The sequence below is a fragment of the Acinetobacter sp. AHP123 genome (assembly GCF_023757925.1).
Classification (GTDB): domain Bacteria; phylum Pseudomonadota; class Gammaproteobacteria; order Pseudomonadales; family Moraxellaceae; genus Acinetobacter; species Acinetobacter oleivorans.
In genome coordinates this window covers 2,491,912-2,508,431 of record NZ_CP092454.1, presented here as the reverse complement: position 1 = coordinate 2,508,431, position 16,520 = coordinate 2,491,912, and the positions used below count along the sequence as shown (strand labels likewise).

Here is a 16,520-nt window from a genome sequence, read left to right as displayed (position 1 = left end):
TCAAATTACAAAGATTGATGAACCTATTGTTTTACGTGCTTCCAAATCACGATGAGCTTGTACGGCATCCTTTAGCGCATAACGCTGATTAATTTCAATTTTGATTCGTCCATGTCGAACATGATCAAATAATTCATTTGCCAGTTCTTTCTTCTCGGCAGGATCTGCAATGTAGTCGGCCAAAGCTGGACGTGTGACAAACAATGAACCTTTCACGGCAAGTAATACTGGATCAAAAGCAGGGATTGGACCCGATGCAGTTCCTACGCAGACCAACAAACCACGGCGTTTGAGGGAGTCTAATGAACTCATGAAAGTGGCTTGGCCAACACTATCGAAAACGACATTTACACCCACGCCACCTGTTAACTCACGTACACGTTCGGCAACATTTTCATGACTGTAGTTAATAACATGATCACAACCATGAGCTCGTGCTACAACAGCCTTTTCTTCTGAAGATGTGGTACCGATAACAGTCAAGCCAAGTAATTTAGCCCATTGAGAAACGATCAGCCCAACACCACCTGCGGCTGCATGTAATAAAATTGAGTCGCCCGCTTTAAAGTCATAAATACGGCGCATCAGATAAGCAGCAGTCAGCCCTCTCATGGTCATGGCTGCCGCTGTTTCACAAGTAATTTCTTCGGGTAATTTAATTAAAGCATTTGCTGGAATTAGACGGTGGGTACTATATGCACCTAAGGTATTTAAAAAACCTGTATAAGTAACTCGATCACCTACTTTAAGCTGAACCACTCCTTCGCCTAAAGCTTCAACGACACCTGAAGCTTCGACGCCCATGCCATTAGGCATTGGAATTTGATAGGTTCCATTACGAAAATATGTATCGGCATAATTTAGGCCGACTGCCACATGACGTAGGCGTACTTCTCCAGCTTTTGGATCTCCTACTTCTACATCTTCATAGCGCATTACTTCTGGCGTTCCTGTTCCATAGAAACGTATAGCTTTCGTCAACGTCATGTCCTATTCCATATTTTGGTTTTTTATTGAGTGCCTTTAAAAGCAATAACCAAAATTACAACAGTTAGGATATGGGCCACTTTACATTTCACGACACAAGCTTAACGTTTAATGACAAAGGATATTCCAAATATTGCTAAAGAATACTCCCAGCAATCGCAACAGATTTATGTAGATTGGCGCTATTAGAGTTTTTATTTTCGTTTAAGCTAAAACTTACCGCCTCTTTTGCATGAATGGTCGTAGTATCAAATAAAGGAACCGAGAATTTAAGCTCACCAATCAACATACAAATTTCAGTACAACCCAAGATAACGCCTTGGGCGCCTTCAGCTATGAGTCTCTCTACAATAGCGATGTACTGTTGCTGAGAATCTGGGTTGATCACACCTAAACAAAGTTCTTCATAAATGATGCGATGAACTATCTTTCTATCGGCTTCATTTGGAATAATTACCTCAATTCCATGATCTCGTAATCGAGCTTTATAAAAATCTTGCTCCATTGTAAAAGCGGTCCCTAACAGTGCAACTTTACCAATGTTTTGACTCAAAATTTCTTTTGCAGTTGCGTCAGCGATGTGTAAGAACGGAATCGAAATTGAATCTTCAATCTGTGCAGCAACTTTATGCATGGTGTTAGTACACACCAAAATACAATCTGCCCCTGCTTTTTCTAAATTTTGTGCTTGCTCAGCTAAATATGCGCCAGCTTCTTGCCATAAACCCTTCGCTTGCAAGGCTGCTATTTCTTCAAAATCTACACTATTAATAATGACCTTAGCAGAGTGTAATTTTCCTAATTTACGATGAACCATTTTATTGATTTGTTGATAATAAAGTGATGTAGATTCCCAACTCATTCCGCCTAATAAACCGATTGTTTTCATTATTGAACCCTTCTATTTATGCAAAACTTATCTATATCTCTTATGGGTAAAGCGCAGCTAGAATAAAATTGCTTTTTTTGATACTTAGAACTTTAAATGAAGTTAAAATATTTTGAGTAAATTTATACTTGATAAAAAAGATATGAACATCGATATATTTAATGATAATTATGAACACATTGGGATTATTGATAAAAAATTAGCCCACCAATTAGGTCTATGGCATAGGGTGTTTACTTGTCTTGTATATAACCCATCAACTCGATATGTTTATTTTCAGCTTAAAAATTCTGATAACTATACTTTTGATAGAAAAAATTTTCTTGATATTTCTGTTGGTGGGCATTACGAAGCAGGTGAAACCATTGAACAAGGAATAAGAGAGTGTGAGGAAGAGTTAGGAATTAAAATAGAATTCAACCAACTTATCTCTATTGGAATTCGACAGACTGCTTGCCATATTGCAGAAAATTATATTGCAAATGAATTTCAGCATATCTTCTTACTCCCTTTAAATATTGAATTATCTGAGCTAAAACCAAAAGATAATAAGGTAGTAGGATTTGTAGAAGTTCAAATATATGATTGCATTGATTTACTTCAACATAAAGTTAATACAATACAAATAAAACAGAGTATTAAAATCAAAGAAGACTTATGGGAAATAAGTACCGGAACCATTACATTAAAAGACTTTCCTCCAAATTATTTAGCTATTGATAAAATAATTGAGAGATTGCTCATCGCAGCTACGAGACAAATTTCTGGCGAAAATAGAGACAATATTTATTGGTGAGTTAAGAGTCAATTTAATGGAATTTTATTCATGCTTATATATTTTATAGGTCCGGGAGGTGCTGGAAAAACAACACTAGCCAAGCAGTTTTCTAAAGATTTTAATGCTATTTGCTATGATTTAGATGAACACTTTATGCTTAAAATAGGAAATATTTCTCAATTTATAAACACATATGGATATGAAGAATATGCAATTCAAAATATTGAGTTGTATCAAAATTTAATAAAAAATATAGACAACAATTTAATCAATATTATTGTGTATTCATCAGGATTCATGACTTATCCAAATGAACTCACAGCTAATTACCGCGAAATAAAGACTCAGATTGAAGATCATTATTTAACGTTTTTGGTCTTACCTTCTTTTGAGTTAGAAATTTGTGTAAAAGAAATTGTAAATAGACAGTTGCAACGCAAGTATTTAAACGGATCCGCCACAAGTGAAGAACATAAAATTAGAAATCGCTTCCCTTTATATATAAATTTAAAGTGTCAAAAAATTTTAACTAATGAAGCACCTTCAAAAATAGCATTCAAGCTATATAAACAATTTTTTTAATAAGAACGCTATGTTAGAAAAAGAACGTTGAATGTCACGACCATTTCTTGAAGTAAACTTATCTATTCTAGAAAACTCTCTCCATTAAACCCAAATCATAAAACAGAAGAATTCACGCAAACTTCACGACCAGCTCTTTAATTTAACCTTATAAAGTTGGCTCGGATATAGACATGAAAATTATAACTACAGCCCTAGGGTTGTTTACCTTGGCAGGTTTAACAGCGTGTAAAAGTGTGCCTAGCTACTCAGGTGACTACAGTAAAGCCGAACAAAAAATTACTGGAATAGAATTAAATAACCAACAAGCGCTAGATATTGGCAATCGTTTTGTTGCTGCATTTAATACACTTGGCACCCCTTCTTTTGTGAATAACGCGAGTCATCTTTACGCTGATCAACTTTATATCAACGATACACTCTCGCAGTTCTCTCAGAAAAAAGATCTGATTAAGCATTTTGAAGGTATGAATGCCCGAGTGAGTAATGTCACTGTAAAACTCATTAGTGCAACTCATCACCAAGATACAGCCTACATTCATTGGTACATGAGCTATGACTTTAAAATGTTAGGTCGCTCAAAAACCATGGCTTCTTATGGAATTAGTCAAATTAAGATTAATGAGCAACAAAAAATTATTTTCCAGCAAGATTATTGGGATCCGGCGAATGGCCTTTACCGTTCTTTACCAATATTTGGAGGAGTATATAAATGGATATTACCGTTCAAAAAAGTCGAATCTTGATATTTCTGGGAATCTTAATCGTATCTCAAGCGAATGCGGCTGAACTAAAAAAATGCAGTTCAGCTCCTTTAATGGTGACGAACAAGAAGGTGGGAAATGTCAGTTACTTTGCTGAAGATTGCCTAAAAAATTGGCAGAGCCAAAGCATTAAAATGGACTTTAGCTATAACCGCGATATTCCCGAGTGGGCATTTAAACGCGCAGCCACCCACTTTTTGAAGAAAAATGTTAGCGGCTTTGATGCAAAATCTCCGCTTAATCAGATTAATGAACTATATAGACCAATTAAGAGTGGAGATCTTTACAGTCTCTACTACCAACATGAAAATCAAAAACTAGAACTAAAATTAAACCAGAAGCTGCTCGGTTCTATAGACAATCCGAATGCAAATCAATATTTTAAAATCTGGTTTGGTAGCGAACCGTTTAATGCTAAATTAAAACAACAACTATTAAATTAATGGCTTAATAAAATCTCATGGGTAATCACTTTATCCTCATGGTTGAGGACCATTTTGAACTCGCAGCAACGGTCTGCGAATTTCTTGAAGTGCATGGTTATGTCGTCGACCATGCGCGTAATTTAGATGCTGCACGGACTTTTCTTAAATCTCAGCATTATCACCTTTTACTGCTCGACATAAATCTGCCTGATGGCTCTGGTTATGACCTATGTAACTGGCTACGTACCGAACAAGGTGTTGATATTCCCGTTCTTATGCTAACAGCAAGAGATACTTTAGATGACAAACTTAAAGGCTTTACTGCTGGCACAGATGACTATTTGGTAAAACCTTTTGATTTTAATGAATTAGTGATGCGGATTCGTGCATTAATAAAAAGAGCAGCTGGTGAAGTTACTCATCATAAAATTCAAATTCATGACTTAATTCTTGATAGTGCAACTCAAACCGTGGTTCGTGCCGGAAATAATATTGAGTTACCCCCTATTCAATTTAAACTATTAAAAATTTTGATGCGCCAGTCTCCAAAAGTGGTAACCAAACAAGAACTGATGATGGAGCTATGGGGAGACGAAGAACCTGAAAGCGATGCATTACGCAGTCATATCTATAATTTGAGAAAAATGGTTGATAAACCTTTTGACCCTAAACTATTACACACAGTAGCAGGTGTCGGTTTAAAAATTGCTTTAGACAGTTCTACAAGTTAACTCAAATAGACCACAACAATTAAGCCCGTGGTCGGCTCCAAATCGAGTTCAGGATGAGTGATTAAATAATATTGTCGATCAAACAACTCGACTCGCCATCCTAATTGTTTACAAAGCTTTTGTACCAATTGCAAACCAATGCCATGGCCTTTAGCCTTTAAAGAGAGTTGCGAATCGCTGAGCTCTTGTACTTTCACATCGTTAGGTAAAGAAATTCCAATTCCATTATCTGCAATAATTAGGCTGTTTTTTTGTTGAATGATGTCAATTTGTGAGCCTTGAGAATAGTTCAGCGCATTACGTAAAATATTGCTTAACACCATTTGTGTTATAGAGGGATATAACCAACGCGGCTGTTCAGAAAGATCGGGTTGAATATGAATATGTATGCCCTTACTCTCGCTGACCGCATCTAAACTTTCGACTAAATCCCTCACAATTCTGGATAAAAAATTCTTTTCAGACGGTAAGCTTTTTACTGTATTACGTGCGATTGCCAGTAAGGTATCGACTAATAACTGCATATCTTCAATTGTATTATGAAGTCGAATCAGGGCTTTATCCTCTCCATACTTCGCCTGACAAAGTTGCACATTACCCTTTAAGATTGTGAGCGGAGTTCGTAACTCATGGCTCACATCTCCAGTAAATTCCCTTTCGCGTCGAATAAAATCACTTAAAACCTGATGATATTTTTCCAAGGCTTGTTTGAGATATTCTGCTTCCATATTGCCATTGGTATTAATATCTTTAAAAGGAGAAGCTTGAGTGTCTTGATGTGCCCAATCAATATTTTCTAAAGCATTTGCTAAGCGCGTAATTGGGGAAAAATAGCGTCTTGCTCTTCGGTTTGACCACCACAAAAAGCTATATAAAACAGATAAACTGAACATGAGTGGAGCAAGTCCAAATAACCAGATCAGCTTATTGACATTACTTTCGCCAAATACTAATAGAACATGCTGACCGTTATGCTCACCATAGACCGTCATCCGTTCTTTACCATCAACAAATACTCGATGCACGCCACTTTCTAAACGCATGTCTTTAAAAGGTTGAGGTGCGACCTGTGTATTCCACCGATATCCATATAAATTTTTGGTATCAGGTAAATCTGCATTTGGATTACGTTCGATGCGTAACCAGTAATGTTCCATTTCCTGTTCTAAAGCAGTTTTAAGTAAAGAGCCTTTAATGACCCAAGCACTACAAGCCAACCCGACCACGATCGATAATGCAATCAGACCAATCTGCAACCAATAATATCGATTGAACATTTGGGCTAATGGATGACTAGCTTTGCCATCATGTCGAGTTTTTATCATATCTTTATCGCCGGGATAGGCTGTAGAAATTACAATGCTCTCTTTTTAAATAAAAAGTGACCAATGACCCATTCTTGTCCTTGCTCAAAACCGAATAGCTCAGCACAAGCCATAAAGAAAATACGCCAGCGTTGCCACCAAATATTGGCATCTTTTCCATAGATTTTTTTAAACAGTGGTTTCAGTTCGACTTCTTGGTTATCCATATTCTCAAGCCAAGCGTTTGCCGTTCTCATATAGTGCTCACCCGACCATTGCCACTGTTGAGCCAACTCTAAATGCTCTTGAAAATGCAAAAAAGTGGAAGTCGACGGCATTAAACCGCCAGTAAAGAAATATTTGGACATCCAATCATAATCTGATTTCACTTCAAAAGGATAATGTAAAAAGCGATGGCAAAAAATATGACACCAAAGTAAGCCGTCTGCCTTTAACCAGCCCTGAATTTTTTCAAAAAGACGTTGGTAATTACGGACGTGTTCAAACATTTCAACCGACACAACACGATCAAATTGGCCTTTATCTAATTCAAGTACATTTACATCACAGGTGAGCACTTCAACATTAGTTAAACCTCTCAATTCTGCTTGCCCGAGAATATGCTTTTTCTGAGTTGCAGAATTTGAAACAGCTATAATCTGTGAGCGTGGATAGTTTTCTGCCATCCACAAGGTTAAAGAACCCCAGCCACAGCCTAACTCTAAAATGTGTTGGCCATTTCTAAGTTGTGCTCTTTCGCAATAAAGCTGAAGTGCGAGCTCCTCTGCCTGATCTAAAGTTGTTATTTTAGTCGGGAAATAACAGGCACTATATTTGAGTCTTTTTCCAAGCACCGCCTGAAAAAACTCAGTCGGTAATTCATAGTGCTGCTCGTTTGCCTTGTCCGTTTCAACGGCGATTTCGCTCTTCTTCAGCATATTAAGCACATCCATGTAGCGCTGCGCCCCTTGTTCAGGGTCATAACGGCCTTCTTGAATTAAGCGTTTTTTGCTTAAAGCACGGATTGCAGCTCGAATTGCATGATCTGGAAGCACACCACTTTCAACAATTCTCAAAGACTGATGAACAATAAAATCCATATGCGCACCTATTTTTTGGGTTTTCGCGGAATAAACATTGATGTTTTTTGCTGATAATCACGATAATTTTGACCGCGACTTTTAATTGCTTGTTTTTCACTAAATGGAATACCCGTGACGTAATATAAAAACAGCCACATCAATAACGGATAAATCCACAATAAATATTGGCCTGCCGCTAAACCAATGATTGGATAGGCAAACCAATGTAACCATTCAAAAAAATAATTGGGGTGACGTGAATAACGCCATAAGCCCTGATCCATGGTTTTGCCATGATGATCTGGATTTAATTTAAACCGATATAACTGCTGATCAGCGATCTGCTCTCCAATAAAGGCAATCGCCATGATGACGGCCGCAATCACTAAAGTGACTTTATATCCACTACTCCATTCAGTTTCTTCTACATTGAGTAGCGTCCACATTGGTAAGAAGAACAAAAGCACTAAAAGTGTTTGAAAGATAAAAAATAAGAAGAAGCCAAAATGCTGAAACTTTCCCATGGCTTGACGCATGTTTGCGTAACGGCCATCTTCTTTTTGTTCAGATTGATAACGTCTTAACAGATGCCAAAATAATCTTAAAAACCATAGGCCGCTAAAAATACCGATAAAAAATCGTACTTCAACAGGAGCAACTGAAATGAGTAAAGAAGACACAATAATGTTTACTGCCAGACAGAAACTCCATGCGGCATCTACAATTCCAGCTCGACCATTTAGAGTGGCAAGTAGCCAGCTCAGTAACATGATCATTAAATCTAGAATCAGTAAATTCAAAAACATCAGCAGTCTCCTTACTTGAGTTGTTTGAGTTAGTAACTAGCACTCTCAAACAACAAGTGAACATTGCTTATCACGCCTTCTTTAAAGCCACCCTCGCAATAACATAAATAGAAATCCCACATGCGAATGAAGTTTTCATCGAAACCCAGAGCCAATACTTCTTCTCGTGCGGTTAAAAACCGTGCTCTCCAGTGATGAATTGTTTGTGCATAACTTAACCCAATGTCATTTAAATGCTTTAGCCTTAAACCACTTTCAGAGGCGGTTTGAGTCAATACACTCACACTAGGAATAAAGCTACCAGGGAAAATATAGCGCTTAATATAATCAACTGTATTTAATGCTTTTTTATAACGAAAATCTTCAATGGTAATGGCTTGAATAAATGCCAAACCTTTTGGTTTTAATAGCGCTTTACACTGATCAAAGTATGTTGATAAATATTGCGCACCAACGGCCTCAACCATTTCAATTGAAACTAGCTTATCGAACTTGCCTTCGAGCAAGCGGTAATCTTTTAATTGCACATCAATTCGATGTGCTAAGCCTGCGTCATTTACACGAGTAATCGCTTCATCATATTGAGCTTGTGAAATGGTAATGGTGGTCACTCTACAGCCATAATGTTGAGCTGCATAAATGGCAAAACCGCCCCAACCGCTTCCGATTTCAACCAAATGATCCAATGGCTTTAAATCTAACTTTTTACAGATTAGCTCTTTTTTAAATTCAGATGCGTCTTCGAGTGTCATATTTTCATTTTCAAAAAATGCGCTCGAATACATTAAAGATGGATCTAGAAATAATTTAAAAAAGTCATTGCTTAAGTCGTAATGCTCAGCAATATTTTTACGGCTACCGCTTAAAGAATTCTTTCTATTTTTATACCAAGCTTTAAGAAAAAGCTGGCTCGCTTGTGCAATAACATTCTGGTTGAACTGGTCCAATACATCTCGATTACGTGCCAAGATCTGCACCAACTCTACAAGTTGCTCGCTGCTCCAGTCACCACGGATATAGCCTTCCGCTGCCCCTAAAACCCCATTTTTTAAAATCAGATCCATCAGTAGAGGATTGCGAACTTCAATCACAGCATGTAAGTCTGAAACCTCGCCAACCGTACCACTCCACGCGCCCTGAAAAGTAATCTGTCCATAACGTAGTTTAAGAAGACTCTTGAGCAGTAACGGTAGTGAGTCATCTTCACCATAAAGAAATGTTTTTATCATGTCTTATCTACCTTTATCTTTTTAGGATGGCGATAAAATGGAACTTTTTTTCGCCACAACTTAAATGCCTCTAAATATATTGAAAACAGCATTTTAAAAGGCGCTAGGCTGTTCATAAGAGCATATCGATATTGCTGTGAAGGAAATGTGATGGGCACAAGTTCAAAGCGCATAGTGGCATCAAAGAGTTGTTTTTGTTCTTCAAAGAGCTGCATATGAATGACATTTTGCTGATCTGAAAAACTAAACCGCCAGTGATAAGTCAACTGCATGGGCATGAACGGCGAAACATGAAATGATTTTTCAAAATGAAAATCAAAACTCTGATAATCACCCATATTTCTTTGTTGTTTTGAGCAGTCATGTATATAAACTTTTCGTTCATTCCACGGGGTATTGGTAATTTCACTGACAATAAATACGGGTTTTCCAGTTTTATTTAAAACAAAATAAAATACGACCGAATTAAACCTAAAACCCAAACTACGAGGCAAAGCCAAGACTCTGATTTGCCAGTCTGGCCGAAGATGTGAGTTGTTATTTTGCAGTATCGCTTTCTCGACTCTATCCCTTATAGAGCCACGATACATGTTTAAAAAATCATTTTTAGATAGCTTTAATACATTCCAATGATCCGTCGACCAGAGTGAACAATCTTTTGTAATATCATCTAATTGATCTGGATCGAACCATAAATAATTTAAGGTCGATGTGAATTGATGCGGTTTTGGGCTATAGCGTCTGTGACGAATAAGTGCAGGAGCGATAGCAAGTTTATTTAATAACATTTGAAAGCTCCTTACCTATTTTTATAACGCTAAGAGTTGCTCTACAACACGTGCCGCACTGCGGGCACCATCTTCGTGAAAGCCCCAGCCCCAATACGCTCCACAAAACGAAGTCCGATTTTGTCCATTAATTTCTTGCCAACGAGATTGAGCTTTAATCGCTTTTGTATCAAACACAGGATGACGATATTTACGCTCAACCAAGATGTCTTCAGCTTTAATTTTCATATTCGGATTTAACGTAGAAAAAATCTGAGTAGCGCAGGATAAATTCTGCAAATTATTCATCCAGTAGGTAAAACCATAATGTATGTCGGATACTTCGTTTTGAACTTGAGATGCAGGAGTTACATGTACATGCCAGCTTGCCCACTGCAAACGGCTTTTAGGCATAATTGAAAGATCACGGTGAACCACCATTCGATTATCTTGATAACCAAATTGACTTAATATTTCCTGTTCAAGCAAAGAACTATCTTTAATTAAACTTAGGCTATCGTCGGCGTGGCTTGCAAAAATTACCCAGTCAAATTGGGCGTGCCCTTCAACGGTTTCAATCAAAACTGTTTCTGGTGAACGGCTCACAGCTTTTACTTCTGCAAACTTCCACTGAATGGATGGGCAATGCTTTTGAATAGCACGAATGTAACTTGCTGAGCCATGTTTAACTGTTTGCCATTGTGGCCGCTCTTTTAGCTGTAACATGCGGTGATGTTGAAAAAAACTCACCACAAATCGATATGGAATTTGGCCTACCTGCTCAACCGGAGCCGACCATAATGCGCCGCACATCGGATAAAGATGCTCATAACGGAACTCATGACTATATTTATGGAGGTCCAAATACTCTTCAATCGATAAATTAGGATCAATATCCGCCACATCTATATCTTTATTGTCATCATAAAAACGCAGCAAATCTGAGAGCATTTGCAGGAATTTACGGTTTAAAAAGTTCTGCGGACGGGCAAAGAGCGACCATTTTTTTGAAGGATTATATTGAAGTCCACTCACCAAATTATTTACTGAAAAACTCATATCGCTACTTTGAGTTTCTACACCTAATTTTTTAAGCATGTTGGTAAATAACGGATAGTTATAGTCATTAAACACAATAAAACCACTATCTACCGCGACTTTAGTGCCTTCTATCTCTAGCTCGTGAGTGTCAGTATGACCGCCAAAATAGTTATTTTTTTCATACACAGTGACCTGATGTTGTTCTGACAATCTCCAAGCTGAGTAAAGTCCAGATATACCTGAACCAATAATGGCAATTTTCATAACACTTCACCGTTTTCAATTTTTTCTATCGATAGGTTTTTAATCTTTTTATATTGGTAAACTTTATTTGGTACGGGCTTTAGTCCCCAGACTAAACCAAATAAAGACATCAGTTTGAGCACATAAAAAGTGATATCAATCTGCCACCAATAAAAGCCTTGACGCACACTGCCTGCGTAAAAGTGATGGTTGTTGTGCCATCCTTCACCCAAGGTAATTAAAGAAAGTAGAAAATTATTACGACTGTCATCTGGGGTATTAAATTCTCGTGAGCCATAACGATGAGCGAGTGAATTAATACATAAGGTTGCATGCGTTAATAAAACTGTGGAAATTACAAAACCCCACACTAAAAGCTGTAAACCATTCGTGCCCAACTCAGGGAAATGTTGTGCAAGCCATGAACCGAAACCATAAATTGCTAAGGCCGTCAAAATCACAATAGGCAAACTAAATCGGTCTAGCCAAATCAACTCAGGATATTTCAACCAGTCTTTAATGACTTTTTTTCGAGTGGCAAAATTCTGTTCATTTAAAAACCAGCCTACATGGGAATACCAAAAGCCTGCTTTCGCTGAATGCGGGTCCTGATCGGTGTCGGTAAAATGATGGTGATAACGGTGATGTGCTGCCCACCATAAAGGTCCGCGCTGCGCACTCATGGTTCCGATCAGTACAAAAATGAATTGAACAATACGTGATGTCTGAAAAGTTTTATGCGAAAGATAGCGGTGAAAAAAAGCAGTAATTGCAAACATGCGAAGAAAATAAAATCCAAGCATGAAAACAACCGCGAACCAAGATACGCCCACCCAAAATGCTGCTAAACAAGCGATATGTAATAAAATAAAAGGAATAATTCTTAACCATTGAATTTTCTTTTCAATGACATATTCGCTAGAAGCACCCACTTGCGCATTTTCTGAATCTGACCAGCTATCGATCCAGCGCAGAAAAAATTTAGACATTGATTCTTCCTGATCTAAAGCATTTCTTTTGGTTCTAATTTAGAAAATGCGCAATGAATTTTATGTGAAGTTCACTCAGTTACGAGATAAATATGAGCATCTACGCAACCAGCACTTCGCTATTTAGACTGTGTTGTCTTAACGAGTTTAGAAACGTCGTAGCCATAGCTCTTTGCGGTTTGCAGATAAGATTGATATGTCGCCTCATCAATTTGAGGACTACGAGAAAGAATCCATAAATATTTCTGGCTTGGGCCACCCACTAAAGCGACCTGATAATTTGGGTCAACTCTTAAAACCCAATAATCGCCTTTTGTAAAAGGAATCCATCTTAGTCCAGAAGGTAGAAAGCTCACCTTCAATTTACTGTTGCCTTCATTTTGCGAATAAGCAACGCCTTCAGATGAGATCGTTTCTCCATTTTTATTCGTACAGCTATTTAAAACACCAACGGTTTTGTCCGCGTTAATAGAATAGTTTGCAGTTGTATTGGCTACACAATTACGCTGAAAAAACATGGGTAAATGCGCAATTTCATACCACTTACCCGCGTATTTATTAATATCGATAGAATCAACAGCGACAGGTTTAGTATTTGTGTCGGCAAAGGTGCTCAAAGGAAGCATTAAGCTGACCGCTGTAAGACTGCTGCTCATGACCAGTGACTTAAATAATAATTTCATAACTACCCTCTTCTGTTTATTTCATATGATTAAACATACGTCAGAGGGCTGTGAACAAAGTGTGAATTTTAAAAATTAAGGAACATTAATAAGGATTTAATTGTATTTCTTTGCAGCATCTGCAACTGGAAAATCAAGCTCAAAGCACACACCCTCGACCGTGTTATAAACTCGATAAAGGCCATGATGTAGATCCATAATTGAAGCGACAATCGACAAACCTAATCCACCTGTCTGGTTCTCATCACTTCGACTTGAGTGGCATTGGTAGAATCTTTCGAAAAGGTGCTCAAGTTGATGGTCAGCAATTGAAATACCACCTGTTACAACAGTCAGGCTCACCCATTGCGTATGCTCAATCATCTTATGTCTAGTGGCAATATAAATAGATCGCTTGTCACCACCGTGAACCAGTGCATTTAAAATCAGGTTATAAATGGCTCTTTGAAATAACTCAGGATCTGCAAATAACGTTTGAGCTTCTAAGTTAAAACTAAAATGACACTTTTGTTCTTCAGCTTGATATTCAAAAATCTGGCATAGGCTATCTATAAGGTCTTGGACGTTTATTTCCTGTTTGTTTACAAGAACCATTTTCTGATCGGCTCTTGCCAAGAAAAGCATACTATCAATCATACGTTTTAATCTGTGGTAGTCCTCTAAATGAGACACCAGTAAATCTTCATATTGTTCAACCGAACGTTCACCAGTTAAAGCAATCTCGGTTTGCCCAATCAGATTATTTAAAGGTGTACGGAACTCATGAGCGATATCTTCAGAAAAACGGTTGAGCTGCGTATAGCCCTTTTCGATACGCTCAAGCATATGGTTTATATCTTTAGAAAGTAGCTCAACTTCTAAAGGTGAATTTGATAGATTTAATCTTTTCTGGAGCTGATTTACGTTAATAGAATGAGTTTGCTTACGAAGCTGCTGTAGTGACCTTAAACCTAAATGACACGCTAAAATACAAAGTACAAAGATTGCAAACACGCCCCCAACCACATACATCAAGAGACTTTCTTGAAAAGGTAAAAGAATATTGATGCGTTCCGACCACTGTTTACCTGCAATCAGCAAATAAGGTTCGTTATTAATCTTTATAGTTTTCCAAGCAATTCGAGTTGGATATGGGTTGTTAGCTAAATCTTGAAATTGAAGACTGTTGCGCTGTGCAAGCTCAGGTAACTGAATATGGAGCGGATTGATATTAATTAAAGTTGAGTCTTTATGAATGAGTAGAAACAAGTTGTCTTGGTTGCCAAGCATGTTTTGATACAGCTTAGGACGCGCAATGATTTGCTCTACATTTTCGCTATCTTGTAGCAAAATTTCCAAACGGTTAATTCTGTCTGCTAAAGCTTTATCTTGCTGCTTCAATAAAATTTGGTTAATGCCTAAATAGGTCATAAAGCCGACTGAACATAAAATTAAGGCAGAACAAAGCGTGACCAGTAATGTAATACGGACTTCAAGAGAACGCAGAAATTTAAAGTTCATAAGCTAACCGAAATTTTATAGCCCAAGCCACGTATGGTATGAATGAGTTTTAACTCATATCCCTCATCAATTTTGCTTCGTAAACGGCGTACAGCAACATCAATAAAGTTGGTATCAGTGTCAAAATTAATATTCCAAACTTCGGAACCAATTTGTCTACGCGTCACGATTTGCTCTTTGTTAAGTAGCAGGTAACGCAACAAATTAAATTCGGTCTTGCTCAGCTCAATTAAGTTGCCACTACGCCATACTTTATGAGCAACCACATCCATTTTTAAATCGCTAATAGACAATTCGTTTTCTTGCAGATATTGCTGTCGTCTTAACAGGCTTTTAATGCGTGCCAACAGTTCAATATAGGAAAACGGTTTAGCCAAGTAATCATCTGCACCTAACTCTAACCCTTTCACTCTATCCATCACCTGATCTTTTGCCGTTAAGAAAATAACCGGAATTTTGGAGAACTGGCGTAGTACTTGTAATACGCTCCAGCCGTCTATATCAGGCAACATCACATCAAGAATAAGCAAGTCATATTGATCTCTCTTTAGCATTTCCAAACCTTGAAGCCCTAAGTGAACACAATCCGCTTGATATCCAGACTCTTTTAATCCTTTGACCAAATAAGTGGCGATCTTGATCTCGTCTTCAATAATAAGGATACGCATTTTGTAGAGACTCATTTGAAAGATGACAACTTTGTAATGTGATTGTCACGCTTGAAGTTAAGCAATTTGTTTAAGATTTTCAAAGCGACATAGAGGCAATCATTATGAAAAAATTGAACTGGCTGATGTTAGCAGCCGTGCTATTCGGTAATAGTACTTTTGCACAGCCCCCTGCTTTGAATCAAGTTTATTCGTTAGATCTAAAAACCGCCCACCTGTTAGCCGATAGTGCGAAAGAGGCATGCAAAAAATTAAATCAAAACATTGCGGTTGTTGTTGTAGATCGCGGCGGTAATCCATTAACTGCCGAACGGCATGAGCTGGTGGGTCCGCATAATTTAATGGCTGCCGAGAAAAAAGCATATACCGCGTTATCTACCAAAACATCGACCTTAGTTTTAAGCCAAAACAGTAACCAAAACCCCGATGCAAAAAATTTAACCACCGTAGCAAATTTACTTTTGTTAGGTGGCGGCGTACCTGTTCGTTTTGAGAACCAAGTAATCGGAGCGATTGGAGTCGCGGGTGCTGGCGGCGCACAAAATGACAATCAATGCGCAAGCAAAGCCATTGAAACCATTTTTCATTCATAAGGAGCTTCAACATGCCTAAATCATTTATTGCTTTATCTTCATTATTTATTGCTTCGGCTACATTTGCACAAACTAATCCGCTAAGTGTGCATGTGTTAAATCTAGAGACGGGTTTGCCCTCTTCTCAGGTTGAAGTGATTTTAGAAAAAAATACCAATAACCAGTGGGTTAAACTCAATCAGCAAGTGACCGATTCAAATGGTCGGATCACTGCACTCTATCCAGAAAATAAAAAATTAGAGCAAGGAGTTTATAAAGTTACTTTTAAAACTGAAGACTGGTTTAAAAAGAATAAACAACAAACTTTTTTTGCCGAAGTACCTGTAATTTTTAAAGTTGATGGAAGCGTAAATCACTACCACATTCCGTTACTACTTAGCCCTTACGGTTACTCAACCTATCGAGGCAACTAAAATAGAAAACCCCTTTATCTGTTGTACACAAATAAAGGGGTTGGTT

General features: G+C 37.7%; 19 protein-coding genes. 7 read left to right on the top strand and 12 right to left on the bottom strand.

From position 1 onward, the window contains the following. Both MJX77_RS11950 and MJX77_RS11945 read right to left on the bottom strand, forming a co-directional pair. The gene (locus MJX77_RS11950; protein WP_252059175.1) at window positions 1-987 is read right to left on the bottom strand and encodes a quinone oxidoreductase family protein; all 987 of its coding nucleotides are present in this window, start codon (window positions 985-987) and stop codon (window positions 1-3) included. Window positions 988-1,123: 136 nt separating this feature from the next. Next, entirely contained in the window at window positions 1,124-1,876 is a 753-nt protein-coding gene (locus tag MJX77_RS11945) for an aspartate/glutamate racemase family protein (RefSeq protein ID WP_252059174.1), read from the bottom strand. 142 nt (window positions 1,877-2,018) lie between these two features. Here MJX77_RS11945 and MJX77_RS11940 point away from each other — a divergent pair, with 142 nt between their 5' ends. From MJX77_RS11940 to MJX77_RS11920, 5 genes are all read left to right on the top strand, one after another. After that, window positions 2,019-2,672 (top strand): NUDIX hydrolase, encoded by a 654-nt coding sequence (locus MJX77_RS11940; RefSeq protein WP_252059173.1) that lies wholly within the window; start codon window positions 2,019-2,021, stop codon window positions 2,670-2,672. 30 nt (window positions 2,673-2,702) lie between these two features. Continuing rightward, complete coding sequence (locus MJX77_RS11935) at window positions 2,703-3,236, top strand: shikimate kinase (RefSeq protein WP_252059172.1); 534 nt, start codon at window positions 2,703-2,705, stop codon at window positions 3,234-3,236. Between the two features lie 173 nt (window positions 3,237-3,409). After that, on the top strand, window positions 3,410-3,982 hold the full coding sequence (locus tag MJX77_RS11930; protein ID WP_252059171.1) for a nuclear transport factor 2 family protein: 573 nt from the start codon (window positions 3,410-3,412) through the stop codon (window positions 3,980-3,982). Next, window positions 3,949-4,443, top strand: a complete 495-nt coding sequence (locus MJX77_RS11925; protein WP_252059170.1) for a chalcone isomerase family protein — start codon at window positions 3,949-3,951, stop codon at window positions 4,441-4,443. Before MJX77_RS11930 ends, MJX77_RS11925 begins: the two co-directional genes overlap by 34 nt. A 17-nt stretch (window positions 4,444-4,460) precedes the next feature. Further along, a complete protein-coding gene (locus MJX77_RS11920) occupies window positions 4,461-5,156 on the top strand; it encodes a response regulator transcription factor (protein WP_111854289.1) in 696 nt (231 codons plus the stop codon). Here the strand turns inward: MJX77_RS11920 and MJX77_RS11915 are convergent. The 10 genes from MJX77_RS11915 to MJX77_RS11870 form a co-directional block, all read right to left on the bottom strand. Beyond that, a complete protein-coding gene (locus MJX77_RS11915) occupies window positions 5,153-6,481 on the bottom strand; it encodes a sensor histidine kinase (protein ID WP_252059169.1) in 1,329 nt (442 codons plus the stop codon). The genes MJX77_RS11920 and MJX77_RS11915 overlap by 4 nt on opposite strands. A 29-nt stretch (window positions 6,482-6,510) precedes the next feature. Further along, complete coding sequence (locus tag MJX77_RS11910) at window positions 6,511-7,560, bottom strand: SAM-dependent methyltransferase (RefSeq protein WP_252059168.1); 1,050 nt, start codon at window positions 7,558-7,560, stop codon at window positions 6,511-6,513. A gap of 8 nt (window positions 7,561-7,568) precedes the next feature. Then, window positions 7,569-8,348, bottom strand: a complete 780-nt coding sequence (locus tag MJX77_RS11905) for a DUF1295 domain-containing protein (protein WP_199942738.1) — start codon at window positions 8,346-8,348, stop codon at window positions 7,569-7,571. Window positions 8,349-8,377: 29 nt separating this feature from the next. Beyond that, window positions 8,378-9,577, bottom strand: coding sequence for an SAM-dependent methyltransferase (locus MJX77_RS11900; RefSeq protein WP_252059167.1), 1,200 nt, complete (start codon window positions 9,575-9,577; stop codon window positions 8,378-8,380). Beyond that, complete coding sequence (locus MJX77_RS11895) at window positions 9,574-10,365, bottom strand: DUF1365 domain-containing protein (RefSeq protein ID WP_252059166.1); 792 nt, start codon at window positions 10,363-10,365, stop codon at window positions 9,574-9,576. The genes MJX77_RS11900 and MJX77_RS11895 overlap by 4 nt, the downstream gene beginning before the upstream one ends. A 21-nt stretch (window positions 10,366-10,386) precedes the next feature. Continuing rightward, window positions 10,387-11,649 carry an NAD(P)/FAD-dependent oxidoreductase gene (locus MJX77_RS11890; RefSeq protein ID WP_252059164.1) on the bottom strand — a complete coding sequence of 421 codons (1,263 nt, stop codon included), beginning with the start codon at window positions 11,647-11,649 and terminating at the stop codon, window positions 10,387-10,389. Continuing rightward, complete coding sequence (locus MJX77_RS11885; RefSeq protein ID WP_252059162.1) at window positions 11,646-12,617, bottom strand: acyl-CoA desaturase; 972 nt, start codon at window positions 12,615-12,617, stop codon at window positions 11,646-11,648. The genes MJX77_RS11890 and MJX77_RS11885 overlap by 4 nt, the downstream gene beginning before the upstream one ends. Window positions 12,618-12,736: 119 nt before the next feature. Beyond that, window positions 12,737-13,300, bottom strand: coding sequence for a lipocalin family protein (locus tag MJX77_RS11880; protein WP_151822695.1), 564 nt, complete (start codon window positions 13,298-13,300; stop codon window positions 12,737-12,739). Between the two features lie 96 nt (window positions 13,301-13,396). After that, complete coding sequence (locus MJX77_RS11875) at window positions 13,397-14,800, bottom strand: heavy metal sensor histidine kinase (RefSeq protein ID WP_252059160.1); 1,404 nt, start codon at window positions 14,798-14,800, stop codon at window positions 13,397-13,399. Next, window positions 14,797-15,468 (bottom strand): heavy metal response regulator transcription factor, encoded by a 672-nt coding sequence (locus MJX77_RS11870; protein ID WP_252059159.1) that lies wholly within the window; start codon window positions 15,466-15,468, stop codon window positions 14,797-14,799. Before MJX77_RS11870 ends, MJX77_RS11875 begins: the two co-directional genes overlap by 4 nt. Window positions 15,469-15,593: 125 nt before the next feature. On the opposite strand from MJX77_RS11870, the gene MJX77_RS11865 reads away from it, so the two are divergent. Both MJX77_RS11865 and uraH read left to right on the top strand, forming a co-directional pair. Then, entirely contained in the window at window positions 15,594-16,061 is a 468-nt protein-coding gene (locus MJX77_RS11865; protein WP_081313722.1) for a GlcG/HbpS family heme-binding protein, read from the top strand. Between the two features lie 11 nt (window positions 16,062-16,072). Beyond that, window positions 16,073-16,474 carry a hydroxyisourate hydrolase gene (gene uraH, locus MJX77_RS11860; protein ID WP_252059158.1) on the top strand — a complete coding sequence of 134 codons (402 nt, stop codon included), beginning with the start codon at window positions 16,073-16,075 and terminating at the stop codon, window positions 16,472-16,474. Window positions 16,475-16,520 lie beyond the last annotated feature (46 nt).

Coding starts and splice junctions, on each gene's coding strand:
- MJX77_RS11950 (WP_252059175.1), bottom strand. CDS start 987: ATGACGTTGACGAAAGCTATACGTTTCTATGGAACAGGAACGCCAGAA.
- MJX77_RS11945 (WP_252059174.1), bottom strand. CDS start 1,876: ATGAAAACAATCGGTTTATTAGGCGGAATGAGTTGGGAATCTACATCA.
- MJX77_RS11940 (WP_252059173.1), top strand. CDS start 2,019: ATGAACATCGATATATTTAATGATAATTATGAACACATTGGGATTATT.
- MJX77_RS11935 (WP_252059172.1), top strand. CDS start 2,703: ATGCTTATATATTTTATAGGTCCGGGAGGTGCTGGAAAAACAACACTA.
- MJX77_RS11930 (WP_252059171.1), top strand. CDS start 3,410: ATGAAAATTATAACTACAGCCCTAGGGTTGTTTACCTTGGCAGGTTTA.
- MJX77_RS11925 (WP_252059170.1), top strand. CDS start 3,949: ATGGATATTACCGTTCAAAAAAGTCGAATCTTGATATTTCTGGGAATC.
- MJX77_RS11920 (WP_111854289.1), top strand. CDS start 4,461: ATGGGTAATCACTTTATCCTCATGGTTGAGGACCATTTTGAACTCGCA.
- MJX77_RS11915 (WP_252059169.1), bottom strand. CDS start 6,481: ATGATAAAAACTCGACATGATGGCAAAGCTAGTCATCCATTAGCCCAA.
- MJX77_RS11910 (WP_252059168.1), bottom strand. CDS start 7,560: ATGGATTTTATTGTTCATCAGTCTTTGAGAATTGTTGAAAGTGGTGTG.
- MJX77_RS11905 (WP_199942738.1), bottom strand. CDS start 8,348: ATGTTTTTGAATTTACTGATTCTAGATTTAATGATCATGTTACTGAGC.
- MJX77_RS11900 (WP_252059167.1), bottom strand. CDS start 9,577: ATGATAAAAACATTTCTTTATGGTGAAGATGACTCACTACCGTTACTG.
- MJX77_RS11895 (WP_252059166.1), bottom strand. CDS start 10,365: ATGTTATTAAATAAACTTGCTATCGCTCCTGCACTTATTCGTCACAGA.
- MJX77_RS11890 (WP_252059164.1), bottom strand. CDS start 11,649: ATGAAAATTGCCATTATTGGTTCAGGTATATCTGGACTTTACTCAGCT.
- MJX77_RS11885 (WP_252059162.1), bottom strand. CDS start 12,617: ATGTCTAAATTTTTTCTGCGCTGGATCGATAGCTGGTCAGATTCAGAA.
- MJX77_RS11880 (WP_151822695.1), bottom strand. CDS start 13,300: ATGAAATTATTATTTAAGTCACTGGTCATGAGCAGCAGTCTTACAGCG.
- MJX77_RS11875 (WP_252059160.1), bottom strand. CDS start 14,800: ATGAACTTTAAATTTCTGCGTTCTCTTGAAGTCCGTATTACATTACTG.
- MJX77_RS11870 (WP_252059159.1), bottom strand. CDS start 15,468: ATGCGTATCCTTATTATTGAAGACGAGATCAAGATCGCCACTTATTTG.
- MJX77_RS11865 (WP_081313722.1), top strand. CDS start 15,594: ATGTTAGCAGCCGTGCTATTCGGTAATAGTACTTTTGCACAGCCCCCT.
- uraH (WP_252059158.1), top strand. CDS start 16,073: ATGCCTAAATCATTTATTGCTTTATCTTCATTATTTATTGCTTCGGCT.